The organism is Paenibacillus sp. Negev47, from assembly GCF_058313655.1.
Genome location: NZ_CM177754.1, coordinates 5,344,215 through 5,370,315, shown reverse-complemented (window position 1 = coordinate 5,370,315; position 26,101 = coordinate 5,344,215). Strand labels below are relative to the sequence as shown.

At 47.3% G+C, this 26,101-nt stretch carries 19 protein-coding genes; 10 read left to right on the top strand and 9 right to left on the bottom strand.

Annotation, left to right across the window (positions count from 1 at the left end; translation table 11 throughout):
- Positions 1 to 11: 11 nt before the first annotated feature.
- The 3 genes from AC4G47_RS24295 to AC4G47_RS24285 all read right to left on the bottom strand — a co-directional run bounded on the left by AC4G47_RS24295 (position 12) and on the right by AC4G47_RS24285 (position 4,183).
- Positions 12 to 509, bottom strand: coding sequence for a DUF5381 family protein (locus tag AC4G47_RS24295; protein WP_491103129.1), 498 nt, complete (start codon positions 507 to 509; stop codon positions 12 to 14).
- 121 nt (positions 510 to 630) lie between these two features.
- Complete coding sequence (locus AC4G47_RS24290) at positions 631 to 2,448, bottom strand: ABC transporter ATP-binding protein (RefSeq protein ID WP_491103127.1); 1,818 nt, start codon at positions 2,446 to 2,448, stop codon at positions 631 to 633.
- Positions 2,441 to 4,183, bottom strand: a complete 1,743-nt coding sequence (locus tag AC4G47_RS24285; protein ID WP_491103125.1) for an ABC transporter ATP-binding protein — start codon at positions 4,181 to 4,183, stop codon at positions 2,441 to 2,443. Before AC4G47_RS24285 ends, AC4G47_RS24290 begins: the two co-directional genes overlap by 8 nt.
- 351 nt (positions 4,184 to 4,534) lie before the next feature.
- On the opposite strand from AC4G47_RS24285, the gene AC4G47_RS24280 reads away from it, so the two are divergent.
- The 8 genes from AC4G47_RS24280 to AC4G47_RS24245 all read left to right on the top strand — a co-directional run bounded on the left by AC4G47_RS24280 (position 4,535) and on the right by AC4G47_RS24245 (position 16,116).
- Positions 4,535 to 5,458, top strand: a complete 924-nt coding sequence (locus tag AC4G47_RS24280) for an S-layer homology domain-containing protein (RefSeq protein WP_491103123.1) — start codon at positions 4,535 to 4,537, stop codon at positions 5,456 to 5,458.
- 1,003 nt (positions 5,459 to 6,461) lie between these two features.
- Positions 6,462 to 7,433, top strand: coding sequence for an ABC transporter permease (locus AC4G47_RS24275; protein WP_491103122.1), 972 nt, complete (start codon positions 6,462 to 6,464; stop codon positions 7,431 to 7,433).
- A 16-nt stretch (positions 7,434 to 7,449) separates the two neighbouring features.
- Complete coding sequence (locus AC4G47_RS24270; RefSeq protein WP_145320747.1) at positions 7,450 to 8,358, top strand: carbohydrate ABC transporter permease; 909 nt, start codon at positions 7,450 to 7,452, stop codon at positions 8,356 to 8,358.
- Positions 8,359 to 8,399: 41 nt separating this feature from the next.
- Positions 8,400 to 9,995 carry an extracellular solute-binding protein gene (locus AC4G47_RS24265; protein WP_491103120.1) on the top strand — a complete coding sequence of 532 codons (1,596 nt, stop codon included), beginning with the start codon at positions 8,400 to 8,402 and terminating at the stop codon, positions 9,993 to 9,995.
- A 49-nt stretch (positions 9,996 to 10,044) separates the two neighbouring features.
- Complete coding sequence (locus AC4G47_RS24260) at positions 10,045 to 11,331, top strand: alpha-L-fucosidase (RefSeq protein WP_491103118.1); 1,287 nt, start codon at positions 10,045 to 10,047, stop codon at positions 11,329 to 11,331.
- Positions 11,332 to 11,394: 63 nt separating this feature from the next.
- Positions 11,395 to 12,417 (top strand): carbohydrate-binding family 9-like protein, encoded by a 1,023-nt coding sequence (locus tag AC4G47_RS24255; protein WP_491103116.1) that lies wholly within the window; start codon positions 11,395 to 11,397, stop codon positions 12,415 to 12,417.
- 7 nt (positions 12,418 to 12,424) lie between these two features.
- On the top strand, positions 12,425 to 15,058 hold the full coding sequence (locus AC4G47_RS24250; RefSeq protein WP_491103114.1) for a transglutaminase domain-containing protein: 2,634 nt from the start codon (positions 12,425 to 12,427) through the stop codon (positions 15,056 to 15,058).
- 5 nt (positions 15,059 to 15,063) lie between these two features.
- Positions 15,064 to 16,116 carry a glycoside hydrolase family 18 protein gene (locus AC4G47_RS24245; protein WP_491103112.1) on the top strand — a complete coding sequence of 351 codons (1,053 nt, stop codon included), beginning with the start codon at positions 15,064 to 15,066 and terminating at the stop codon, positions 16,114 to 16,116.
- A gap of 149 nt (positions 16,117 to 16,265) precedes the next feature.
- On the opposite strand, the gene AC4G47_RS24240 is transcribed toward AC4G47_RS24245, so the two are convergent.
- Complete coding sequence (locus AC4G47_RS24240) at positions 16,266 to 18,572, bottom strand: helix-turn-helix domain-containing protein (protein ID WP_491103110.1); 2,307 nt, start codon at positions 18,570 to 18,572, stop codon at positions 16,266 to 16,268.
- A gap of 265 nt (positions 18,573 to 18,837) precedes the next feature.
- On the bottom strand, positions 18,838 to 20,352 hold the full coding sequence (locus AC4G47_RS24235; RefSeq protein ID WP_491106781.1) for a glycoside hydrolase family 43 protein: 1,515 nt from the start codon (positions 20,350 to 20,352) through the stop codon (positions 18,838 to 18,840).
- A gap of 171 nt (positions 20,353 to 20,523) precedes the next feature.
- Here AC4G47_RS24235 and AC4G47_RS24230 point away from each other — a divergent pair, with 171 nt between their 5' ends.
- The gene (locus AC4G47_RS24230) at positions 20,524 to 21,390 is read left to right on the top strand and encodes a helix-turn-helix domain-containing protein (RefSeq protein WP_491103109.1); all 867 of its coding nucleotides are present in this window, start codon (positions 20,524 to 20,526) and stop codon (positions 21,388 to 21,390) included.
- 64 nt (positions 21,391 to 21,454) lie between these two features.
- Here the strand turns inward: AC4G47_RS24230 and AC4G47_RS24225 are convergent, their stop codons facing one another.
- The 4 genes from AC4G47_RS24225 to AC4G47_RS24210 form a co-directional block, all read right to left on the bottom strand.
- Entirely contained in the window at positions 21,455 to 22,024 is a 570-nt protein-coding gene (locus tag AC4G47_RS24225; RefSeq protein WP_491103108.1) for a YdeI/OmpD-associated family protein, read from the bottom strand.
- An 11-nt stretch (positions 22,025 to 22,035) separates the two neighbouring features.
- Positions 22,036 to 22,545: a DinB family protein gene (locus AC4G47_RS24220; protein WP_491103106.1), complete on the bottom strand. Its 510-nt coding sequence runs from the start codon at positions 22,543 to 22,545 to the stop codon at positions 22,036 to 22,038.
- Between the two features lie 82 nt (positions 22,546 to 22,627).
- The gene (locus AC4G47_RS24215; protein ID WP_491103105.1) at positions 22,628 to 23,545 is read right to left on the bottom strand and encodes a helix-turn-helix transcriptional regulator; all 918 of its coding nucleotides are present in this window, start codon (positions 23,543 to 23,545) and stop codon (positions 22,628 to 22,630) included.
- A 247-nt stretch (positions 23,546 to 23,792) separates the two neighbouring features.
- Positions 23,793 to 24,710 carry an ArsR/SmtB family transcription factor gene (locus AC4G47_RS24210; protein WP_017690213.1) on the bottom strand — a complete coding sequence of 306 codons (918 nt, stop codon included), beginning with the start codon at positions 24,708 to 24,710 and terminating at the stop codon, positions 23,793 to 23,795.
- A 399-nt stretch (positions 24,711 to 25,109) separates the two neighbouring features.
- On the opposite strand from AC4G47_RS24210, the gene abnA reads away from it, so the two are divergent.
- Positions 25,110 to 26,021, top strand: coding sequence for an arabinan endo-1,5-alpha-L-arabinosidase AbnA (abnA, locus tag AC4G47_RS24205; protein WP_491106780.1), 912 nt, complete (start codon positions 25,110 to 25,112; stop codon positions 26,019 to 26,021).
- Positions 26,022 to 26,101: the final 80 nt, after the last annotated feature.

Below are 26,101 nucleotides of genomic sequence, written 5' to 3'. Positions count from 1 at the left end.
CATCCCGATGCTCAAAGAGCTTGCTGCTGTTCCTGTAAAGTCTGCTGAAGCAAAGTCACTGCCTGGTTCAGCTCCTTTTTGCTGAGCAGGTGATCGGTCTGAATGTGAGATCGTGTGCCGTCCTTCAGGCACAGGACGAACATGGGCGAGGTGGATAGTAGCCACTTACTACGGGCGGGTGAGGCAAGTTCAATTTTACGAATAAGGCCCCAAGGAATCTTTCGTTTGCCAGTACGTATAGACTCATCATCCCAAGACAACAAAACAGCGGGGATTCTGGTTAGTCGAGACAGGAACATGAAGAACAACGGTCCGATCAACCACATACCCAGTACGGCTGCGATGGAGTAGTATATCGTCTCCAGTCTTTCGGCTTGTCCATCCACGATGATCCACAATAGGATCATGCACAAGAGAAGGAACAAAAAGCATAGACTCCCTTTCCATAGAGCTGCGCTGCGTCGGTAACGAATCTGCTGAATATCATGCTCGGATATTTCGGGTTGCATACATACTCCTCCTAATTAACATTTGCTAATCGTTATGCCAAACGTGCCGCCTGCTGAGCAGAGCGGCATGTTTAACGATATTGGCTATAACATAGACGCAGATGAGATTAATTCAGGTTCATTACCCTGATATCGCTGGATTTTTGCCTGCATCACGCGCATGGGTGTACAAGTCGGCATACACGCCTTTGGCTGCGATCAGTTCCTGGTGTGGGCCTTCCTCCACAATTTCCCCATTCTCCATCACCAGAATTCGATCGGCATGCATCACCGTGGACAGGCGATGGGCAATGACGATGGTTGTGCGTCCCTGAGATACCGATTCCAGCGCCTGCTGCACGAGCTGTTCGGTATGTGAGTCCAGATTGGCAGTTGCTTCATCCAGAATGAGCACGCGAGGCTGGAACACCACGATCCGGGCAAATGAGATCAGCTGCCGCTCCCCGGCAGACAGACCACTTCCGCGTTCGGATAGATGCGTATCATACCCTTGAGGCAAACGTGAAATCATCGCATGTGCTCCGACAAACCGGCAGGCCTCAATCGCCTGCTCTCTCGTAATATCCTCACGAAACATTCTCACATTATCAATAATGGAACCGGAGAACAGGAAGGGTTCCTGTTGAATCAGCCCCACGATACGATGAAGCTTAGCTTGTGGCAGATGCCGGATATCGGTACCATCAATCTCAATACTGCCCTTGTCTACATCATAGAAGCGATTGAGCAGGGAGATCAGTGTACTTTTGCCAGCGCCTGTTGTTCCCACAATACCTACCATTTCACCCGGATAGAGGTGCAGGTTCATCTGCTGAATCAAGGGCCGATCTGCCCGATAACCGAACGATACATCATTAAAATCAATCTGCCCCATCACGTTCCGAGGTTCCAGTGACGAAGCCTGTTGAGCTTCGGGATCGGCCACTTCAGGCCGCGTATTCAGAATGTTCCAGATGCGATCCATCGACACGGTGGTCGATTGGAATGTATTCCATTGCATCGTAATCTGGTTAATCGGTTGAAAGAACTGACGAATATAGCTGATAAACGCATACAATACCCCGACTTGCAGGGACTCACCCAGTACGGCGCGACCTCCAAGCCAGACCATCATGACCAGTGCCGCATTGCCAAGGATATCAAACGTCCGGTTGAATATGACATTGGAACGGGCTTGAGCAATGTTGGCTTTCAGATGGAGTGCATTCTGTTCCGAGAAACGTTTTTTCTGTTCTTCTTCCTGGTGAAAAGCCTGAATCAGGAACATGCCGGACAAGTTCTCTGCCGTAAATGCGATCAAACGGGAAAGCCGCGTACGCGCATTTTGATAAGCTTTCCGCAGTCGACTGCGGAATAATACCGCAACAACGGCAATGACTGGTAGCACGATCAGGGAGTAACTCGCCAGTACAGGATCAAGCTGGAACATAAAGACGATAATGAGCACCAGCATCATGCCATCTCGAATCAGACTGAGCAGTACTTGAGTGAAAAAGCTGCTGATGGTTTCCGTATCACTGGATACGTTCGTAACCAGACTGCCGATATGAAAACGATCAAAGAAGGACATGGACATTTTGGAGATATGCTTGAACAGGTCCTTTCTGATCCGGGATACAATGTTCTGTCCCACATGCTGCAACAGATTATTCTGGATATAGGTAAAAATAAAACTGATGACAGCCAGCCCGAGAAAGATGGCTGCGAGCTGAACGAGAAAGCCCACACTGGTCTGGCCTATAGCCAGATGATCATCAATGGCGATCTTCACCAGATAGGGTTGCAGCAGATCTGCCGATATGCCAAGCAGTGAACAGAAGAAGATACCGACAAAGGCCCATTTATGAGGTTTGGCGTATGCCATCATGGCCTTAAACGAAGTTCGTTTACTCTGATCAGCCTCTGGGTCTGGGCGAAGTTCAGCGTTAGCGTTAGACATGATGCAATCCCTCCTCCTGCAAACGATAGGTTGCCGCATATAATCCCTTGGCAGCCATCAGCTGAGCATGTGTTCCCTGTTCAGCAACTCGCCCTTCATCCAGAACGATAATATCGTCGGCATGGCGGACCGCGCTGATGCGGTGAGAAATGATCAATGTGGTTTTGCCTTTGCCGATCTCACGCAGGCTGCGCAGAATACCACTCTCTGTGACAGCATCAACGGCGCTCATGCTGTCATCCAGAATAAGTAACTGGGCTTGCTTGATCAGTCCTCTTGCGAGGCTTGTTCGCTGACGTTGTCCGCCAGATAGCGTGAGCCCACGTTCGCCAAGCAGTGTATCGAAGCGATCGGGAAATCGGACAATATTGTCATAGATCATGGCTTGGCGTGCACTATGCTCCACCGTATCCAGCGATACTTCCCGGTCGCTGAATGCAATGTTATCGCGGATGGTGGTACTAAACAGGAATCCATCCTGAGGGACATAGGCGATGCGGGATCTAAGGCTTTCGAGCGACAACTGCCGAATATCTGTACCATTGATGCGGATCGATCCTTCAGGTGGTTCATATGTACGCAGTAATAGCTTAACGAGGGTGCTTTTACCAGAACCTGTTTTGCCTACAATACCCACCGTTCGCCCGGCACGGATATTCAGTTGAATGTTTTTGAGAGCAGGAGATGAACTGCCAGGATAGGAGAAGGTTAGATTCTCCATGGTGATATCTTGTACGGTTTGGAGTGCTGTGGCTTCAGGAAGTTCACGTACATCGGCTACTTCGCTCAGCAGGTCATTCACTCGCTCCAGGGATGCGCCAGAGCGTTGGACAGTATTAATGACATTGCCGATCTGTTGAAGCGGTCCCATGATAATGCGCAGATATAACGTCAAGGCAACAAAACTTCCGAGCGTAATGGAATTCTGCATGGTCATAATACCACCGACAAGCAATGAAACGACCAATGAGATAGCTCCCAGCAGCGGGAGCAAAGCCTGAAACAGGGAAGACAGGCGAACGAGCCGCAGTTGTTTGCTTTTGATCGCATCGACGGTGGTTCCAAAACGTTCACGGGCACTGTCTTCGATGGCAAATGTTTTGGTTACGCGAATGCCACCCAGCTGTTCTTCTGCGGACTCCGTCATGGTCGCAAGGGCCTCTTGTACGTCACGAGAGCGCTTGCGAATTCGCGGACCGAAAAACACGACCAGAAATGGAATGGCCAGCAAGGGCACGATACTAATCAGAATAAGAGACAATGGAATCCCGCTAAGCAACATCATGACGATACAGGATAATAACAGGAAGGTGGCATTAGTCATGAGCGTCACGCCGTTCGATATGGCTTCACGTACGGAAGTCACGTCATTCATGAAATAACTGAGCAGTTTACCGTTCCCCTGTTTGGAGAAATAGTGCTCACTAAGTTCGGAAAACTTACTGAATATACGCTCACGCGTCATGAATTCGAACCGTCGACCGAGCTTCATGATCATGAATTGCCCGGTACCGAAGAGCAGATTATACCCGATGGCAATAGCCAGAAGGGAAAGGCTGTACCTTAAGACCGACTGCATCTGGAGCGTATTCTGCATCAATTGGTCCGTGAAGCTGCCCAGTATGCGGGGCAGGGATGCCTGCCCGACATTGGAGGCAATAATCAGTAAGACAGCAACCAGATATACAGGCCAGTTCGATACAACATAACCGCGAAGTAATCCTTTCTTGGACATAAGCGTTGTTCTCCTTTTGTTATAGGTGAAGTCAGTCCGGCAGGTGGAGTCAAGAAAAGGGCCGACACCTGTTATTAGCGCGTCGTGCCCTCTTACTGTATGCGATCCAGTTTGCTGTTTATCCGTCAACCGATGAATTTCTCTATTCTTATTTTTGCGCTAATCCGAGTGGATGTCAACGAAGTCACTTAGGTGAATTAGATTATCGGCGTTGGAGAAGAGTTGTATTCAGTGTTCCTGTGTTGTATTCACCAGATGTCGAAAATACTGAAACATTTTCTAAGGGTATCCCGTCTGTAGGAATGAAGAGGTAAAAAATAGGTTTTACTAATCATATGGAGGTGCCAGGAAATGAAACATAAAAAAGGATTGGCTGCAACGCTCGCACTCTGCGTTTCTTTGACAGCAGGAGGTGCATCGGTACTCGCGTTTTCAGATGTGAAAGATGAAGGGCAGAAGTCGGTTGTCGATTCATTGAAATCAAAAGGTATTGTTAGCGGAGTGACAGCGGATCTGTTCCGTCCAGATCTCGCATTGTCCGAGCCACAAGGTGTTCAACTGATTGTGAATGCATTTGGTCTGAAAAATGCATATGCTGCCTCTTCTGCGCAGGATAAAATTAGTCCCGACACTTGGTATGCCGATGCTGTTCAAGCGGCTACGCAAAACGGATTGTCTGTTCCGGTAGAAGTAAACCCGCAGGGCAAGATGACACGCGAGCAGTTTGTTATTTTGCTGCATGAAGGAATTAACACAACCGGGAATTATCCGGTCATCATGAAGTATAATCTTGTTAAGGACGAAAATAAAATCGGTAAGGACGCCATATCTGCAGTCCAGAACCTGCTGAACATGAACATCATTGAACTGGATAAGGACGGGAATTTCCGTCCAGATCAGTCGCTTACCCGTATGGAGGCTGCAAGCATGATCTTCAATGCACTTGAATTTGTGGATAAACACGGCAATGGCGGCTCAGCAGAGCCAGCTCCAACCACTCCAGGTGAAGGCCAGCAAGCGATCGTACCTGAAGTGACAACGACGAAGGTTGATGACAAAACAACTAAAGTTAAACTCAGTGCAGAAATGCCTCACCCTGGTTATGGATTGAAGATTGATGATGTAAAATTGGAGAAGGATGGACGCGCTATCGTGCTCTATTCCATTATTCAACCTGATCCGGACATGATGTATCCGATGGTCATTACGAATGCGACTGCAGAAACGGATATCCCAACGGGATATACGGCAGAAGCTCAACCTTCTGGCAAGTAAATTCACTGCAAACCATATAAACTAAACGCTGTTAAACGGATATGTATCCTCAAACCCACCTTCCATATATGTATGGAGGGTGGGTTTTTCATTTGAGTTGAAGCTGTACATAGGCTTTAAACCGCTAAGAATCCGGATTAAAGTTACATGACAACTTTTCTTTTGTATGGTAATTTAAATTACACTTTGTGAAGTTTGATAGATAATTTGTGTTATGTTAATTAACATAATTACTATCGTGTATGAAATATTTAATGGATATTTGTTTAGGTTATACAGCTAATTTGTGTTATCGTAGCGGCTTCATTTATGGTATTCTTCCAAAAAACTCACATAACTCAGTTTCCAAACCTTGTGCAAAATCTACATATACGACTCGGTATTCCCGGTGTTTATAAGGGTTTATGTATCCTGTAGGCAAAGATAAAAACAACATATATACGAAAGAGGGAGGAGAAATATAGAATAAGGGCAAGCAATTACAGGCTTGTAATATGCGATAGGTATATGGAAGATAATGTTACATTTTGATTCAACATTTAAGTGGCTTTCCCTGGAGTATGATGCGTTTAGACATGAACACCATGGTCAGATAAGTATGTGGGTTTTGACTTTAAGGCCTGTTTTCTAACCTACGTTTAGATCTAACATCTTTCCAAGTTCGTATGATGCAACTCCAAATGACATCTACAGGAGGGAAAAGGGTCAAATTCTACATGTTTTACTTCCCCAAAATGACAATGACAAGCTGAAAACAAAAGTGTAAACCCCCGTTGTAACAGTATATTCCGTGATTTTAAGAGTGAAGATGGAAATGGCATATTTACGGATTCAGAAATGATCCATAAACTCAGTATGTAAGCGTTACCAATCGAGGAAGGGACAGAGTCGCTCGTCATAGAAACGCACGCGGTTCGGAACTCCTTCCTTATATTTTAACAGGAGTGCTTCGCTATTCCTCACAAAACGGCCGGATTTTCATTAGAAAAGGAGGAAACAACTGATGCAGCCAAATGGGAAGTCCGCCTTGTCGCAAAACTTAACGGTAAACACGATTCCGAACAGCAAGAAAAATAAATTATGGAGAAGGATGATTCGGAACTGGGAGTTGTATCTGTTTATCGCGCCAGCCTTTTTATACTTTCTGATATTCCATTACGGTCCGATGTACGGCATACAGATCGCATTCAAGAACTTTATCCCGACGCTTGGTGTCACGGGAAGCCCATGGGTTGGATTCGATCATTTCATCCGTTTCTTCAATTCGTATTATTTCTGGGATTTACTATGGAATACCCTTAGCATCAGCTTGTATGAGCTGGCTATCGGTTTCCCGTTGCCGATTATTCTGGCGCTAGCGTTCAATGAAGTGAAGGACTCCTTCTTCAAGCGTACCGTGCAGACCGTCACGTATGCACCGCATTTCATTTCGGTCGTCGTGATGTCGGGGATGATCATTACCTTTTTGTCACCCTCGTCAGGCATGATTGTCAATTTGGTGGAGGCCCTTGGATTTCAGGCACCTCAATTTCTGACGGACCCTGCGTGGTTCAAGACAGTATATGTGCTGTCAGGAGTCTGGCAGAGTGCAGGCTGGGGTACCATTATATACCTTGCTGCCCTCTCGGGTGTGGACCCGCAACTGCATGAAGCAGCTGTGGTGGATGGTGCGAGCCGGTTTAAGCGGATTTTGCATATTAACATTCCAGCGATCATCCCTACGATCACCATTTTGTTAATTCTGAATATGGGCAGTATTCTGGGCGTCGGATTCGAGAAAATCCTGCTGCTGCAAAATCCGTTGAACATGGGTTCGTCCGATGTCATCTCGACATTCGTCTATAGGTCTGGTCTAGTCGATGCGCAGTACAGTTTCTCTACAGCCGTTGGATTGTTCAACTCCGTGGTTAATGCGATTCTGCTCATTACCGTGAATCAGATTGCACGTCGCACCAGTGAAAACAGCCTGTGGTAAGAGGAGGGGGAAACACATGTCAACCGCAGTGAAAGAAAGTAGAAGCGATAAATTGTTCTTATTGTGCAATTACATCTATCTGACGGTAGCGCTCGTCATTGTGTTGTATCCGCTGCTATACATCATCAGTGCTTCAATCAGTGATCCCAAATACGTAAGCTCCGGTGAGATGTGGCTGCTTCCGAAAGGCATTACGTTTGAAGGTTATGCCCGGGTGTTTGAGAACACCAACATCTGGATTGGGTACAAAAATACGATTATCTATACCGTTGTAGGCACCATCGTCAACCTGATTGTCACGCTACCGGCAGCCTACGCGCTCAGTCGCTCGGATTTTGTGGGACGAGGATTCTTCATGGCTATGTTTATGGTAACGATGTTCTTCAGCGGAGGGCTTGTCCCAAGTTACCTGCTGGTTAAGGATCTTGGTATGGTGAACAGCATGTGGGCACTTATACTGCCAGGAGCTGCATCCATCTGGAATATTATCGTATGCCGTACGTTCTTCCAATCGACCATTCCCAAGGAGCTGCAGGAAGCGGCGCATATTGATGGGTGTACCAACACCCGGTTGTTCATCAAAATCGTGCTTCCGCTTTCCATGCCAATCATTGCAGTGATGGCACTCTTCTACGGAGTGGGACACTGGAACAGCTATTTCAGTGCCATGATCTATCTGAATGATTCCTCCAAGTACCCGTTGCAGCTCTTTCTGCGCCAGATTCTGGTGCTTCAGGAGATGGCGGCTCAAGGGGGAGGAGCGATTGATACCTCTTCAGCAACGGCGATGAATACCAAAGCGGAGATCGCTGCGCTGGTTAAATATGCCGTCATTATTGTTGCCACCCTTCCGGTTATTGCAGTCTATCCGTTCCTACAGCGTTACTTTGTGCAGGGTGTTATGATCGGTTCCGTTAAGGGATGATCTTAATCCATATACCACATTAAACAAGGGGAGTTGTTGTCATGAAAAAGCTTCGCAAGGCTTCATCCATTACACTCTGTCTCACCTTATTAGCAACATTGCTTGCAGCTTGTGGTTCAACCAATGAAGATGGGAGCTCGACCTCTAATGTTGAAGGGGTCAAAAAAGAAGGTTTCCCGATTGTAGACGAAACGCTAACGTTAAAGGTTATGTCTCAGGATGCGGGTGTAGCTGACTGGAGCACGATGCCTGTGCTGCAAGAAATGGAGAAACTGTCGGGCATCAAGCTGGAATACCAGCTTTCACCGATTGACAGCTTTGAAACGAAGAAGAATCTGGTTTTCGCGAGCGGGGACTTGCCAGATATGTTCTACGCTGCAGATCTCAAGCCAGCCGAGCAGGTAACTTATGGCAGCCAGGGTATTCTGATCCCATTGGAAAAATACATTGACGAAGGTTATGCACCCAATATCAAAAAGATCCTCGATGAGAACCCGGATGTCCGTAAATCATTTACAACGCCTGACGGACATATGTATGCACTGCCCTTCATAGACACAGCGGCTGTGTGGTATAGAGGTCCGATGTGGTACAACGGGGAATTCCTAAAGGCGCTTAACGTAGAAGAGCCCAAGACTACCGAAGAATTGTATACGTATCTTAAGCGGGTAAAAGAAGAAGACCCTAATGGCAATGGCCAGCAAGATGAAATACCGCTTACTTCTGTAAAGTTGGATGATCTTCGCATGTTCTTCTTCGGCTTCTGGGGAATGTACAACGAGGGCATCTATTCCGATAAAGACGGAAAAGTTCACTATCCTTATCAAGAAGAAGGCTACAAAGGTTATCTGACGTTCATGAACCGCTTGTGGAAGGAAGACTTGCTGGATCATGAGACCTTCTCACAAACAGGCGATCAGAAAAAAGCAAAAGGCGAAAGTAACAAACTTGCACTGTTCAACGATTACCATCCATACTTCACGCTCGGCGGTGAACCTAGCACGGATCATCCGCTGATGACGCCAGTGAAGAGCGAGGTTGTAGACTCTCCTGTATACGGCAAGCACCCGGGCATGTCAGCTCGCGGTACCTTTGCTATTACGAGCAGCAACCCGTCTCCTGAGGCGACGATGCGCTGGATCGACTATATATACAGTTACGAAGGTGCAACCCTGTTCAATCAAGGTCCTGAAGGCGTCCTGTGGAAATTCAAAGATAAGGAAAATCACGTGAAAGAGTGGCTTCCTGTTCCTGGCGGCGGTGATCGTGAGGAATACCGGGGTAAAATCACGCCGAACTTTGGCATCCTGACACCGGGCATTAATGATCCGGATGTAGCGAAAGGGCTTCGCACCGAATTTGATGAGTGGATTGACCAGCAGAATCAAGAGAAGTTGGTACCTATCGGAAAAGCACCATTTCCTAACGTTTATCTGACGAATGAAGAGCAAAGCGAAGCAACCGCTCTATTGTCTGACCTGGATACGTACGTCAAGCAGATGGAAGCGAAGTTCGTGACCGGCCAGGAACCGCTTGATAACTGGGATAAGTACATTGCACAGATGAAGAAAATGGGCAGCGACCGTATCGTCGAACTGTATCAGGGGGCATATGACCGTTGGAATACCGGCCAATAACCTAAAGGTTTTTCACAGATAAGGACTCTCGAAAGAGGTGTGGACAGATATGCAGAAATGGTTTGAAGAAGCCAAGCTGGGGATATTCATCCACTATGGCATCTATGCGGTAGACGGGGTTGCGGAATCATGGTCCTTCTATAATGGAAGGGTGTCCTATGAAGATTATATGAAGCAGTTGGACGGTTTTACGGCATCGGAATTCAACGCGGAGAAGTGGGCGGACTTGATTGAAGAGTCTGGAGCCCGGTATGCCGTGCTGACAACCAAGCATCATGATGGCGTTGCCTTGTGGGATACCAAGCATAGTGACCTCAATGTCGTCAGACAGACACCAGCGAATCGGGACATCGTGAGGGAGTATGCGGAAGCGATTCGGGAGAAGGGGATTCATCTGGGGATGTATTTCTCGCTGATCGATTGGTCGCACCCGGATTATCCCAGCGTATATGAAGGTGGAAAAGTACCGGAGGATCTCAGCAGTGTCAATCGGCATTCAAGTCCTGTGGACGGCGTTCAGGATCAGGAAAAGTGGCAGGAGTTCCTGCAATTTAATAACCAGCAGCTGCAAGAGATTTTGACGAATTACGGAAAGGTGGATCTGCTATGGTTTGATGGCGATTGGGAACGGACTGCCCAGCAGTGGAATCTGCCGCAGTTCAAGCATTACGTGCAATCCTTCAACCCGGATATCATCATCAACTCCCGTCTGCAGGGTTATGGGGATTACAAGACGCCGGAGCAGGGCATCCCGATTACAAGACCGGAGGGCCCCTGGGAGTTCTGCACCACGATCAACACATCTTGGGGTTATGTGCCAACAGATCATAAATATAAATCTCTGAATCAGATCATTCGAATGTTCTGTGACTGTATTTCGATGGGCGGCAATATGTTGCTGGATATCGGGCCCCGTGAAGATGGCACGATCGATAAGAGGCAGGAGGACATCCTGCTTGGGCTGGGAGCATGGATTCGAACCCATGAGGAGGCTGTCTTTGGAACGAGTGAAGGGATTATGCCTCGCTATTATTTGGGGGGAAGCACCGTATCTGAGGACAGAAAGATATTGTACCTATTCGTGTATGACGATCCAAAAGAGAATGTGTGCATCAAGGGTCTCTGCAATCCGATCAAGAAGATAACCGTGCTGCATTCGGACAAAGAGCTTAATCATGAGATTCATGGGGGTGTGCCTTGGTTCAATATCCCGGGGACAACGTGGATCAAGATGACCCCGGAGGACACGCATGAACAGGTGACCGTTCTAAAGCTCGAATTCGATGAGGAGCTGGAAATGTACGGCGGCTCTGGGGCCGTTGTCACCCATAACTAACCATTACAGGGAGGGCATGTGCCGATAGATGCATGCCCTCCCTTACGAATTGGAGAGAACGACATGAACAGAAGTGGAGTGCCAGAACCCAGGATTGAGTATGCTCCCAAACATTATATATGCAAGCGAGCGCAGGAACCGTTGGTGTTAGACGGCCGTGTGGATAAGGCATTTTGGGATGCGGCCCCTTGGACGGATGATTTCGTTGATATCGAAGGGGATCTTCGTCCGAAGCCTGGAAAACAGACACGGGTAAAAATGCTGTGGGATGACGACTATTTCTACTTTGCTGCTGAGCTGATTGAAGATCAGATCTGGGCTACGTTGACCGAGCGTGATTCCGTTATTTTCTATGACAATGACTTTGAGATTTTTATCGATCCCGATGGGGATTCCCATCAATATTATGAGTTCGAGATCAATGCGCTCAATACGGTATGGGACCTGCTATTGGTGAAGCCGTATCGGGATGGTGGACCTCCGGTCAACGGTTGGGATATCAGCGGTCTCAAGACGGCCGTATATATCGATGGGGAATTGAACAAACCTGGGGCTGATAACCGGAAATGGAGCGTGGAAGTCGCAATTCCCTGGACTAGTCTAAAGGAATGCGCCGAAGGAAACCGTCCGCCTGCGCCGGGTGAGTTCTGGCGCATCAACTTCTCGCGCGTGGAGTGGCAGACCGAGGTGCAGGACGGTCAGTACCGCAAGATGCTGAATCCAGATACGGGCAAACCTTATCCTGAGGACAACTGGGTTTGGTCACCCATGGGCATTATCAACATGCATTACCCGGAGTTGTGGGGCTATGTCGTATTCTCGGATGACGGAACGGATCAGTCCTTTGAGTTGCCGGAAGACGAACGAATCAAATGGGAGCTTCGCAGGCTCTATTACCGTGAACGCAATTATTATGAAACCCATGGTGAATTTACACAGGATGTGAAGCTGCTTATGGGTGAGGAATCGTGGAGCTGTGAGCCTGTAATTGAGACGACTCGCAGCCTGTTCCAGATTACTGTGCCTTCGTCGGATGGCACGGCCTTGATCTGTATTCGGGAAGACGGAAAGCTGTGGAAGGAGTGAGATCACAATGACCAGCCAAACCTTGGTATTTTCCCTTGATGCACAGTCTTTGGAGAGGATCGAGCAGCAGTTTCAGGAAAAGGTGCGTTTTGCAGACGCCCGCAAATCGGAGTTGTTTCATATTTTTCAACAGGACCTAACGGAAGAAGAGACATGGGCATTGAAGTATATGTATGCTTACATGCCGGTAAACGATATGGCTGATTATGATGGGGACCTGTTCTTGAGCCATGTGCGCCGGGCTTTGGATATCCGCAAACGTGTGCCTTGGGGAGATCGCGTCCCGGATCATCTGTTCCTTCATTTTGTGTTGCCTTATCGGATAAACACGGAGAATATTGAAGATTTCCGCGGTTTGATATATGACGAATTAGCTGAGCGGACAACGAAGTTATCCATGGCTGATGCCATTTTGGAGACGAATTACTGGTGTCATGAGAAAGCGACCTATATCGGCAGCGATCTGCGTACGATATCGCCGCTGACGATGATCCGAAATGCTCGTGGTCGATGCGGCGAAGAATCCACGCTGGCGGTGGCCGCTCTTCGCAGCATCGGTATACCTGCCCGTCAGGTCTACACACCGCGCTGGGCTCACTGTGACAGTAATCATGCATGGGTAGAAGCCTGGGCAGATGGTCAATGGTATTACATCGGAGCATGCGAGCCGGAAGCCCGTCTGAATCAAGGGTGGTTCAGCCCGCCAGCCCGCAGGGCCATGCTGATTAATACGAGGATCTATGCCGACTATCCCGGACCGGAGGATATAACGCTCTCCGAAAAGGGATTTACGGAAATTAATTTGCTTGAGAACTATGCGCCAACGCGTACGATCTGTGTGAAGGTGAAAAATGAGCAGGGCGAGCCTGTACCCGGCGCGAGCGTCCGCTTTGAGCTGTACAATACCGCTGAATTTTATCCGATTGCCGAAATCAGGACGGACGCACAAGGAGAAGCTACCTTTAAGACAGGTTATGGCGACCTTTTGATTCGTGCGGTCAGCGGCGGCAAGTGGAGTGAAATTCTATACAAGGCTCAGGAAAACGAACTTGTAGAGCTTGTGCTGGACTCGTCAGAGCAGCCCACAGGGATCGCAGATTTCGATATGGTTCCTCCGCCGGAAGGGGAGGGGGAGGACGTGATTGCATTACCGGAAGAGAAGATCCAGATTCACAATCATCGTCTGGAGGAAGGAGCGCAGACCCGGAGCGGGTATGAGGAAACTTTCCTGAGTGAAGAGGAGGCTGTCTCACTGGCTAAAATGGTTGGACTGCCCCTGGTGCGTGTATGGGATATTCTCCAGAAGGCACGGGGGAACAGCCGTGAAATTGCAGCTTTCCTGGAGGAACGTTCCAATCCATACGGTGAGTGGCCGCTCCGGTTGTTGGAGTCAATGAATGAAAAAGATTTAATCGATACCTTTCGCCAGACGCTGGACGATCATCTGCTCGGTGCGCTCTCGCAGCAAGGATCATGGGCGGAAGATACGTTCGTGAGCTACATCTTGTGCCCGCGGATTTCCTATGAAATGCTGGTCCCTTATCGAGGTGTATTCCAAAATGCCTTCTCGGCGGACGAGGCAGCGGCGTTCAGGGAGAATCCTGCGACGCTTGCCCGAATGCTGGAACAGGAATACGAATACGATGAAGATCTTCCTAATCTAAAAGGCAAGGGTAATCCGATCGGGACATTTAGTCTGATGAAAGGGGACTCTCAGTCACTGGATATTTTGTTTGTGGCTGTATGTCGCAGTTTAGGTATTCCGGCGCGATTACATCCGAGTGCGCAGAAACCACAGTACCTGAGTGACGGAGGCTGGGAGGATGCGGTGTTCAGTCTCGCCTCAACTCTAACTCAGAAGAGCACAAGCTGGGGAATGCTTCAACTTCATAGGGATATAAAGGCTCCGCAGGATACACCTGAAGCATCCTATTTCGAGAATTTCTCGTTTGCCCGTCTGGAAGATGGCGTCTACAAGACGTTGATTTATCCTTATGGCAGCACGAATGTCTATAGCGAGCCATATGAGGTTGAAACAGGAGCTTATCGCTTAACGACAGGCATTCGTCTGAAAGATGGAACGGCAAAAGTGCGCTTTGTTTACTTTACCGTGAGCGCCGGAGATACTACTGAGGTTGTATTATCCTTTCGCGAGACTGAGGTTGATATTCCTGTACTTGGTAAACTGGCACCAGGCAGTGTACTGACCCGTCTGGATGGTTCAGAGGTTGAAATGAAGGAACTTCTGGGATCGGAGGGTGCCATTGCTGCCTGGATTGAACCGGAGCGGGAACCGACCAAGCATCTGATTCGGGAGCTGTGCGAACTCGCTGAGCCTCTGAAAAAGCTGGATGTGCCAATCGTACTCATAATCGGAGATGCGGAATGGAACGCTTCCTTTGATCCTGTTGGTTATCCGAAGCTGCCTGTGCGCACGGTTTTTGTACGAGATTCCAGTTATGCTTCCTTGTCTGGTTTCATTTCGAAGCCTGCGGCTCACGAAGCGGGTTATCCGCATCTGTTTGTGCTGGATAAACAGGATCGAATTCGGTATTCGGCTTCCGGGTACAAGATCGGCACCGGGAAGGAAGCCCTGCAGATTGCTGTTGCGATATCTCAATCATCGAACGGAGCGGAGTGAAGAGAGTGACGAAATTTATTGCTGCGGGTTATGCCGTTGATTCAGTTCTCCCCGATATGACACATGAGGATCTGTTGAAGTTAACACATCTGAACGTAGCCTTCGGACATGTCAAGAATGATGAAATCACCACCGAGCATTTAAAGAACGGTCACGTTATCCAGACTATGAAGCGGGAGCATCCGAATCTTACGGTGCTGCTGTCTGTTGGCGGATGGAGCGCTGGCGGTTTCTCAGAGGCCGCCTCAACCCAGGCGGGGAGGGATTCCATGGCCGCATCGGCGGTCCGGGTGTTGGAGGAATACCCTTTTGACGGGATTGATCTGGACTGGGAGTATCCTTGTTATGGTGAAGCTAGTATCGCATCCAGTCCTGATGATAAACGGAATTTCACCTTGCTACTCAAGACGATCCGGGAGACACTGGATGCCAAGGGAGCCGAGGATGGCCGTCATTATCTGCTCACCATTGCGGCAGGGGCTGACCAATACTATGTAGATGGTACAGAGATGGATGAGGTGCATCAGTACCTAGACTACGTCCAGTTGATGACCTATGATATGCGAGGTGGTTTTCAGGTTCTAACCGGACATCACACGAATCTGTACACGCCAACAGGAGATTTGTTTCGAATTAGTGCGGATGCTTCCGTGAACCTGTTTGTTCGAGCCGGCGTTCCGAAGGAGAAAATGGTGATCGGTGCCGCGTTCTATTCCCGGATCTGGACTGAGGTTCCTGACCGAAACCACGGGCTCCATCAAATGGCCGGCAGCACAGGCGGCTATGGTCCGTCATTTGCAGAGCTGGAAGCGAAGTACATCAACAAGAATGGATACATCCGTTATTGGGATGAAGAAGCCTGTGCACCGTTTCTGTTTAATGGGTCCAGCCTCATATCTTATGATGATGAAGAATCGATCCAATGCAAATGTGATTACGTAAAGGATCAAGGTCTGGCCGGAATCATGTTCTGGGAGTACGCTTGTGATCCGACCCACCGTCTGCTGGATGCAGTGCATCAAGGGCTGCAGGATCTTCCGGCTGGGAAAATAGGATAAGCACGTCAGGGAGCCGACGGGTCAGATGATGTATATGGACTAAAAACATACGAAGGGGCCGTCCTATAAGTCATGCTCATGACTTATAGGACGGCCCCTTGTTTGCGTTATTTTGGTCTAACAGTAACAATCACATGAAAAGTAATCCTTCATCCAATACATTCCTCGTCATCATCATCCAGGGAATCGGAGGAGCCGTTAGGACGGTGCATTTTGCGGTACTGTCCGGGTGTGTATCCCGTTTCTTTCTTGAATTTGCGGATGAAGTTCGGTGTATCCAAGTAACCGACGCGCGTGATGATATCTTTTAACGGATCAGTTGTATGCAGCAGCAGCCGAATGACCTCATCCATCCGTTTATGCCAAATGTATTGGGTGAAATTCATGCCGATCTTTTCTTTGAAGGAACGACTGAAATACGATGAAGAGATGCTGAATTTAGATGAGATCGTACCCAGGCTGAGGTCATAATCCGAGAAATTGGCATCAATATAAGCAACGATTTCATCCATCAGGGAACTTTCTTCCGTCTCACTCTTCGCCTCGACATGGGCGCAGATCTCTGCGGCAAGCCCAGTCAGTTTCTTCTCCAAATCCTCCAGCGAGTCATAGGATGTAATTCTCGGGAGTTGGTTAACGACATGATGAATCCCGAGTTCCGAGGCGGTTTTAAGCATGGTATTCAGAATATCAAAGCAGATGCAACGCAGCAGTGGTACGGACGGCATTTCGGCTTTCAGGTTGTTTAACGCGGTCGACACCATCTGAACAGCCACATCATAGCTTCCCTGTTTTAAGCTCTGAACCAGCTTGAGCAGTACATCTTTAGGGACCCAGAAGGAAGAATCCTGTGCACTGGAACCGGAAAGGGCGTTAAAGTATGTACTGCTGCCCTGTCCATGCAGCATCGATGCTTCCAGAGCGGTCGATGCCTCGATGTAGGACTGATTCAGTTGCTCCGGATAACTGTATCGATTACCTATCCCGATTGCGGGCGCGACGCCGGTGTGCTCCGTCACCATCCCTTGCAGTTTTTCAACGATAGGCTCCATACGGTTGTTCAGACTGCCTTTATGCCCGATCTCGGCATTAAACCCGACGATGAGAGCCAATTGGTCTGCCTGTGGAAGCTCCACGCCGTAAGCATAAGCAGATAACTCTGACAGTTCCACATCGTTCATCAGCTGCATTATAGTTCTTTGCTCAGCGTTATCGTTATCACTGATCGGAAAAGCATGCATTTCCCAGCCCATGACCATGACAAAATAATGGGATCGGTTGAAGCGTATGCCGAGCTTGTCCGTAAACTCAGAGGGGAAATCTCCAGTATGGCCGTGTTTTAGCAACATAAGCAAAATATGATTGCGGGCATAGGGCTCCTGAAGATCTACGCGCTGACTATAATCGTGCAGTGTTTTCTTAATCCATTCCAGCTCGTTGGTCGTTGAGGATGTATCAGGATCATTCTTCAACCGAATGAACTCCATTAGATCTGAAATGGGGTGGTATTGTCTCCGGGCCAACATAATGGCAAGGAAAGTGCCCATCACCACCATGAAGGAGAAAACAAGAATAATAAAGGTACGAATATGAACGATTCGGCTAAAAAATTGATTGCTAGGCATAGCGGTTACATAAGTCCAGCCAGCGTCTGATTTAACGGATACAACCGAATGTGGTTCTTGATTTAAGGAGATGCTGTGCGTTCCAGGTTCAAGTGCAGACAGTGCACTGACTTCCTGTTCGGAAATGATCTCTCCCTTGTAATTGGCTGCCAGAACTTGCCCGTAATTATCGAAAATGTAAGTCATCCCGTGATAGTCGCTGAGGATGGAATCAATCAAGCCGGTCAGATTAGATTCATGAATCAGGTACATGACGGTTCCGTGAGCGGGCGTATTGTTAGGTGCAATCGGTACAAGGTAAGCCAGCATGGAATTGGGTATTTTGGTTCCTTGAACGACTTGCTCCGCCGGTCGTATCGTAGGGAACTGCACGTTATTCAGATCCCGGATCATGTCTGTTTCGTTCCATGTATTAAATTTGTAGCGGCCCGTGAATACATCCAGATGCTCAGAACCTTGAGAAGAGTAGATGCTGTCATCTCCACGGAAGAAGAGGAACAGCTCATCGATAATGGAACTGGTGGCTTTATATTTGACCAATGCTCCAATCGATTCTCGGCTATAGTACGGATGGTGGGTCCAATACCGCGTTAACTGCTCATCGTAGGCGATACGAAACGCGATGTCCTGTAATTCCTTCATACGATCATCAATGACAGTTTTGGCTTGAGTGAGCTGGTTGACATTGGTCTGTTCAATCTCTGAACGGAGAGTGTCCACAGCATTGTGGTAAATAATGATGGTTAAAATAACAAGAGGTATAAGGAAAATGGAGATATAGGATAGTGTGTACTTAAGCAGAAGCTTGGACTTGAAGTGATTCCATTTCATATCTGCAACCTCCCATTTTTCTTTAGTGCTGCAGCGATAGCGCTCTCATATGGAAAGTAAAGCTATTGCCATGATGCGAGATGCGGGGTGTACCTACTAAAAATACTAGGAGAACTTCTCTAATAAAGCAAGAAAGATATGACGATAGCAAAATCCCCTTGAAGTATACTCATTTCCTTATGCTACCACATAAGGCTTTTCAAAGAGTATCTACTTTAAGGGGATAATTATAGTCGAGCAAATATTAAATTAGGAGTTAAAACGATTATTCTTTCAGAGGTTCATAATCGAACCAATCGAAACTTGCAGGGGTACGTTCCCCCGATGGATCGTAGGCATACATGGCTATAATGACACCCGTGAAACCACTGGCTACTTCAGTAGATAACAGATGGGTTTCACCCGAACCTACTTCGATGGCATCGGATGAGCCTTGCTGGTAGAGGAACGTAAAGTGATTACGGTCGGCCTTGATCTGTAAAACAACCGAACCCTGCTCACAGTCAAGAATCTGTTCTGTTCGTAGAGAGCCGACCGTTCGCCGCAGGATGATTTTCTTCTGACCGTCGATCTGTGTTACAGCCAAATCGTAATGATATTTATCATTCATAAATACAGTTAATCCAGCTTCACCGCCACTCGCACTTGGCTCATAATCCAGCTCGGCCGCCATGTTGCATAAGAAATGGCTCAAGCGACGCCCGACAAAGGCTGGATTTCTTCCATCATCGAGCGAAACTGGATGACCCCGCAGGATGAGTTGCCCGGGATTTTCTGTGAGCGTCCAACTATCCGGAGCCGGGTTCCGCAAGAAGATCCAGTTCATGTGCAATGTTGGTTCGTCAAAATGATCCCGGATAGCCTGAGGTGACCAAGGGTGCTCAGGTAACGAAGGTCCGGTCATCTCCGGCTCAATATGTCCGTCCACCCCGATCATCGGCCAACCGTCATCCGTCCAAGTGACAGGTGCCAGGAAGGTTTCTCGCCCCAGATGGTGCCGCATGGGGTAGCCTGCTGGACGAAGGCCAAGACATACGGCCCACCAGCTTCCATCGGGGATCTGGATAAGGTCTGCATGACCCGTTGCATGGATACTGGATTTCATGCTTCGATTGGACAGGATCGGATTATGAGGACACGGATCAAATGGTCCGTATGGATCTATGCTTCGAGCAATGGTCTCCATATGACCATACTCGGTTCCGCCTTCGGCGATCATCAAATAGTAGAAGCCGTTTATTTTGTACAGGTGGGGAGCTTCAGGGGCTGCTCCTCCGGTTCCGGTCCAAATCAATCGGCTTTCCGTCAATCTGGTCCCCGTCGAGATATCTATCTCACATTGGTAGATACCCTCGCCTTCATCGCCATTACGGGCAGTCTGAAAATACACACGACCGTCATCGTCGAATAGAAATGAAGGGTCTATACCGTTCTGATCTACAAAGATCGGATCAGACCACGGTCCCTCGGGTTGGGTGCTGCGTACATAGAGATTTCCGCCGCCGCTTACATTGGTTGTTGTCATATAGAACCAGCCATCATGATATCTGAGTGTTGGAGCATAAATACCGCCCGAGCTGCCTGCATTCGCTAGAGGAAGTTGTTCTGGGGTAGTAAGGACATGACCGATCTGTCGCCAGTTCACGAGGTCTTTGCTGTGAAAGAGCGGTACACCCGGGAAATATTCAAATGTACTAGTCACCAGGTAATAGTCTTCATCTACACGGCAGATACTTGGATCTGGATAAAAACCCGGAATCACCGGATTGGTATATTTCATCATGTTATACTCCTATTCATTGAGAGAGTTTAGTACGAATCTGGACACATTGAAATTCCCTGCTACAAGGCGAATTATAACGCTTTCAAGTATATTGCACCTTGATTTTTCGGTCTTGGAATAGCATGATATAGACATTCAACCCAACAATGTTCGTGGAGGGGAATGCTTTTGAGTAATGCATATTTGAGATGGTTTACTTCAGATCATCAACAATTTCCGTTTTTTATTCAGTACGGTGGACATGTTGAGGACATGGAGCTTCATAATCATATGGATTTTACCGAACTTGTGATTGTCCTGAATGGTCATGCAACGCATGTGGTGAACACCGAGGAATTTTTCATTAAAAAAGGGAACGTATTTGTGATCAATGGCGACACCCATCATGCGTATAAAGACCCTCATGACTTTAGGATCTGTAACGTTATGTTCAGTCCCGAGATGCTTGCTTCGGCTGGGCCTGATCTGAGGAAATCCAATGGCTTTCAGGCGCTGTTTGTTTTGGAACCGTTTTATCGTCATACCCACTCATTTCCCAGTAAACTGGCGTTATCCATTGCAAGTCTGGAGTATGTAGAATCACTGATATCGTTCATGATTGAGGAATATCATAGTAAACAGCAAGGGTATCAGACGATGTTGATCTCACGTCTTACCGAGATGGTTGTATATTTGTCGAGGCAATATGATACGCAGGAAAAGGGGATCGAGGGCAACAATCTGATGCATTTGGCGAATGCCATTTCATATATTGAAGATCATTATCTGGAGCCATTGTCGCTGGAGGACATTGCGGGGAAGTCAAATATTTCGATTAGGCATCTGAATCGGATTTTTCGATCCTATTATCAGATGACTCCGATCTCTTATTTGCAGAAGTTGCGTCTGGAAAAGGCTTGTCATCTGTTGAAAAACAGGAACTTGTCCATTACGGAAATTTCGTATGAATGCGGGTTTAACGACAGTAATTATTTCACCCGTCAGTTCAAGAAAGCTTTTGGCGAGTCTCCCAAAACATACAGGCAGAATCATTAACATGAGAAACATCAAAACAGGGCCTCCTCAAAAGGGAAGTCCTGTTTGCTGTCTCAGGGACACTTTAATAATCCAGAAGCCGTCCGTGGTCATGCCACTGACCGTACATTTTATTTTCCTTCGTGTTGGTTATGAATTTGTCTAATCTGCTCTGAAATAATGCGGGCTGCTGTTTCACACTTTGGATCGTATCGATCCGAACCTTTTGATACAGGGCAGGGAAGGCCATGAGGTTCGCATAAACCTGCTGGTCCTCTTTCAGTCTTTGTTCGATCACGCCATCGATGATGAAAGCATTCGGGTCCATCACAGGAAGAACCTTTCTACCTTCGTCATGCATAAAGCCCAACTTTTCAAGTCGACGGACACGTTCCTTGTTCAATTCAGTCCATGAACTACGTTTGCTTCGAGGAGATAATCTCTGTGCTAATTGGGTCTCGGATATTTTCTTTTTGATCCCATCGATCCAGCCGAAGCATAGGGACTCCTCAACCACGTCCAAGTACAGTAGGGTATCAGGGGTTGGTTTCATGCTTACAATGACCCAGCAAGATTTCTGGACTTTTCCGTGCTGCTGTAACCAATTTCTCAATTCTTCTCTCGATGTCACGGGGATACAATGTGCATTTTCCATCGAATCGTTGTCTATACTTGAGCCAGTTCTTGATACCAGAAGAGAGAATAGTCGTTCATGATGGAAGCATGCCCCAACTGGCGGAGCATAGTAGACACGTTGCCTCGGTGGTAGGTCCCGTGATTTACCAGATGGAATACCACTTCCGATAAGCTGGTTTCGCGGACTCCCGCAAATGGATTATCGAGCAGAACGGTTTTTTCCAGATCAGTCTGGCCTTGGAGCCATTCCTTGTATTGTACCGACAAGTCGGCAAAACATTGGATGTACTCATCTATTGAACCGTGAATCTCACTATTGAGAGGTATGCATGCTTGGAGTGCCTCGGGCATACCGGTGCCAGTTAACACCAGATACCACATCTTATCCACGGCATAGATATGGCTGAGGGCATGAGCGATGGTTGGAAACGAACTATTCACTTCCTGACTCAGTACGGAAGAGGGCAGTTCCTTGATTCTGCTCAGGATGGTTTGAGTGGCCCACGTGTGGTAGTTATACATTTGCTCCGGATGATTCATTAATGATCGTCTCCTTTTATTTGGCGAGGGATTTGGTTACTTACTGAGATCATTATAAAAAAAGAAGTATGACAACAGCGTGTCATACTTCTTCATAGAGGTTAAGCGCGTTACGAAGTTGTTCTTTCAGGATGCCACGTAATTCAATCGGTTCAAGCACCTCGGCGCCGCTGCCCAAGCTAAGCAGAAACGACCATAACCATTTGGCTTGTAACGGCTGATGAACCCGGATACGCATCGTCATACTTCCATCCTTGTGAAATTGCTTATCCGCCTGTTGAAAATGATCCATAGCTTCCGCGAGCGCTTCCGGTTTCACCCGAAATATAACATCACTGATCTGATCTTGCCATGACGGATCTGATGCCACAGTCTCTTGAGGAAGCTCAAGATGTGGTTGAAAAGTATTGGAGGTCAGGCTCACATTCATCATCCGGGATAGTCGAAACTCCCGATAATCCTGTCGTGTCTGGCAAAATCCATACACGTACCAATTACGATATTTAAAATGAAGTCTTACCGGTTCCAGATGGCGGGTTATATGTTCATTTTTCGTATTGATGTAGTCAAAACGCACAACTTGATGCTTCATAATCCCTGTACGGAGATGAGGAAGCGCATCAGGCTCTGTTCGGCGAGTCTCCAAATCCACAGATAGACTTGGATTCTGATGCTTGGGTCCAATCGTCTGTAGACGTTCAATGGTTCCCTGTGCACGTGCATCTTCGAATACCGTCGATAGACTGCTAAGGACCGTAATCAGGGCATCAACATCATAAGAACCGAGCAGGCTCTTATCCATTTTATATCCGTCCATCATGCCATATCCGCCTTTAAGTCCCTGATGGGAGACAACCGGAAAGCCGGCTGCGCAGATCACATCAATATCCCGATAGATCGTTCTTGGGGACACCTGAAACTCTTCCGCCAGAGTGGAAGCAGACAACACTTCGTGGTTCAGCAGTTTATATATGATTGATATTAATCGCTCCAATTTCAAAAGCTATCCCCGCCCGTTATTTCATATTGTCATTCCAGGCCATTATTATATCACGACATAGTGAACAAGATGGATGACTACAGCCCTGATTGAACAAGGTATGGATCGGATGAAAAAACAAAAAAAGAGTGCTGGATCGCACTCTCTACAAGGCACATTATTGTTGTGTTGTGTAGAAGAACAGGTATCTTAGGTATCTTTGCAGTCCTGCTGAGCTTTTATTTCGGGCATTGAGTCAGAGTGGGCTCTATTCCTCCTGTACGTTATAGAGAACGCGGGCGAGCAGATTCTGTCCGTAATTGCCAAAGTTTTTGCCGAAGATCGTTAAGCCACGTTTGTTCAAAGGTCCGTCGGTAACGGCAATGCGGAAGTGAATATCGCTTTTGTAATCCAAACCAATCTGGTCAAGTGTTACATCCGAGATACGACACCCATCAATATAGCTGCCTTCCTGCGTGATTCGGATCAGCTTCAGCATGCCGTACTGATTCAGATGGGGAGGCCACCATTCCGGGTTGAAGGTACCGCGTGTATTGCCAAAATCCCCCGGACTCGTCCAGCAGCCAATCTCAATACCATTGACATAGAAATAAATATCCGAAGGGTAATTGTCACAAAAGCCAGGCGCCTCCGAACCCAGTTCCATCGACAACTGAATTTCGCTAAACGACTGATTAGGCTTGAGATAGTTGGGAATCCGATACTCCAGATAACCTTCAGCCAGCCAGATCATCTCCGCATCAATTCGCAGTGGATCAGCAAAGTAACGCGGATCATCGAATTCTCCAACAATACTGTCTCGGGTAGCGAGACCACATGTAGGTGCAGCCTGATAATCGCTGTAATGCCCTACCTGAATCTCCACTTCGTAACGATTGTTGATCTCCTGTGAACGCAGATCAACCATCAATTTTTCCTCATTGAGATAACATATTTTCTGAATTCCATGTTTGCCAACAGCGGTGTTGATCTCGATCAATCCGCTTTCTTCGAGCTTCTTGATATGCATCGTGATGGCACCATTGCTGAGTCCGAGTTTGGTTGCAAGATCATTGAGATTAAGACTTTGGTTCTTGGCCAGCAGCTCAATGATCTGAATCCGGATTTCCGAACTGAGCGCTTTGAAGATATTCACACCCGACATCAGATCTTTAATATAAATCATAGGTGGATTTCCTTTCCCCGTTCTGAACAAAGTCTCTTCGAAACAGACATTTGCACATTTATATGTTTTATTTCAGATAATTATAAATCATTCCCTCATGGAAGGGAAGGGCAGAGAAATAGAAGCCAAAACCCCTATGTATAGCGCAAATATGAAAATATAATCTATATTTTGTTCACTATTCCGGTTAAAATAAGTGTTAATCAGTTCACATATATTTGAAATATACCATTGAAATGTCATGTAACCGCTTTTATAATCCTATTATACCTAAATTGATTCATTACTTCATGAACCTAATTAACCATTTGATCAGGAAAGGTGGAGTTCGGTTTGGAAAAGTTAAACAATGTGAAGAGGTTTAAGTGGAAACGTTTGGCGTTACCGGCATTACTTGTGATGGTACTACTGTTGGCAGGTCAGTCAAAAGCTTTGGCAGCGTTCTGGAATCTGACCGGAGATATCGCCGTTCATGATCCGTCAATTATCAAAGAGGGCAGTTCCTGGTACACCTTCTCAACCGGCCCGGGCATACAAGTATTGAAATCGGATAATGGATCGTCCTGGTATCGTGTTCCACAAATCTTCTTAAGTAAGCCTTCCTGGTGGGCAACAGCCGTTCCGGGGCAAAAAGATTTGGATGTATGGGCACCAGACATCGAACAGTACAACGGCAAAGTGTGGCTTTATTATTCAATCTCAACCTTCGGATCCAATCGGTCTGCGATTGGTCTTGCATCTGCGAACAGCATTGGTGCGGGACAGTGGAAAGACGAAGGACTGGTGCTACAGAGCACATCTGCCAATAACTACAATGCCATAGATCCGAATCTGGTCATCGACGCCTCAGGTAATCCATGGTTGGCCTTTGGTTCTTTCTGGAGTGGTCTGAAGATCGTGAAACTCGACAAAAACACCATGAAACCGACGGGAAGCATATCTTCCATTGCTGCACGTCCGAATAACGGAGGAGCTATCGAAGGACCAAGTATTGTGTACCGGAATGGCTATTATTACTTGTTTGCCTCAATCGATTCATGCTGCCAAGGGGTGAACAGTACCTATAAAATGGTCTATGGGCGTTCGACCAGTATTACAGGCCCTTATGTGGATAAAAACGGAGTAAATATGCTGAATGGCGGCGGAACGGTACTGGATACAGGCAATGTGAAATGGAAAGGTCCAGGTGGTCAGGACGTGTACAACGGCAATGTCATTGCACGACACGCCTATGATGCAGAGGATAATGGTAATCCGAAATTGTTGATTAATGACTTGCTGTGGGACGCTAATGGCTGGCCGAAGTATTGATTTGTTTTAGATAAATATAAAATGTTTTATAAAAGTGTTGACTAAAGTGATCTGGATTTGATAAATTAACAACAGAAATC

Excerpts from the sequence above, each read along its gene's own strand:
- AC4G47_RS24290 (WP_491103127.1), bottom strand. The coding sequence starts at position 2,448 with ATGTCTAACGCTAACGCTGAACTTCGCCCAGACCCAGAGGCTGATCAG.
- AC4G47_RS24220 (WP_491103106.1), bottom strand. The coding sequence starts at position 22,545 with ATGAATCATCCGGAGCAAATGTATAACTACCACACGTGGGCCACTCAA.
- AC4G47_RS24210 (WP_017690213.1), bottom strand. The coding sequence starts at position 24,710 with ATGATTTATATTAAAGATCTGATGTCGGGTGTGAATATCTTCAAAGCG.
- AC4G47_RS24240 (WP_491103110.1), bottom strand. The coding sequence starts at position 18,572 with ATGAAATGGAATCACTTCAAGTCCAAGCTTCTGCTTAAGTACACACTA.
- AC4G47_RS24270 (WP_145320747.1), top strand. The coding sequence starts at position 7,450 with ATGTCAACCGCAGTGAAAGAAAGTAGAAGCGATAAATTGTTCTTATTG.
- AC4G47_RS24255 (WP_491103116.1), top strand. The coding sequence starts at position 11,395 with ATGAACAGAAGTGGAGTGCCAGAACCCAGGATTGAGTATGCTCCCAAA.
- AC4G47_RS24265 (WP_491103120.1), top strand. The coding sequence starts at position 8,400 with ATGAAAAAGCTTCGCAAGGCTTCATCCATTACACTCTGTCTCACCTTA.
- AC4G47_RS24295 (WP_491103129.1), bottom strand. The coding sequence starts at position 509 with ATGCAACCCGAAATATCCGAGCATGATATTCAGCAGATTCGTTACCGA.
- AC4G47_RS24250 (WP_491103114.1), top strand. The coding sequence starts at position 12,425 with ATGACCAGCCAAACCTTGGTATTTTCCCTTGATGCACAGTCTTTGGAG.
- AC4G47_RS24225 (WP_491103108.1), bottom strand. The coding sequence starts at position 22,024 with ATGGAAAATGCACATTGTATCCCCGTGACATCGAGAGAAGAATTGAGA.
- abnA (WP_491106780.1), top strand. The coding sequence starts at position 25,110 with ATGGTACTACTGTTGGCAGGTCAGTCAAAAGCTTTGGCAGCGTTCTGG.
- AC4G47_RS24260 (WP_491103118.1), top strand. The coding sequence starts at position 10,045 with ATGCAGAAATGGTTTGAAGAAGCCAAGCTGGGGATATTCATCCACTAT.
- AC4G47_RS24285 (WP_491103125.1), bottom strand. The coding sequence starts at position 4,183 with ATGTCCAAGAAAGGATTACTTCGCGGTTATGTTGTATCGAACTGGCCT.
- AC4G47_RS24280 (WP_491103123.1), top strand. The coding sequence starts at position 4,535 with ATGAAACATAAAAAAGGATTGGCTGCAACGCTCGCACTCTGCGTTTCT.
- AC4G47_RS24275 (WP_491103122.1), top strand. The coding sequence starts at position 6,462 with ATGCAGCCAAATGGGAAGTCCGCCTTGTCGCAAAACTTAACGGTAAAC.
- AC4G47_RS24235 (WP_491106781.1), bottom strand. The coding sequence starts at position 20,352 with ATGAAATATACCAATCCGGTGATTCCGGGTTTTTATCCAGATCCAAGT.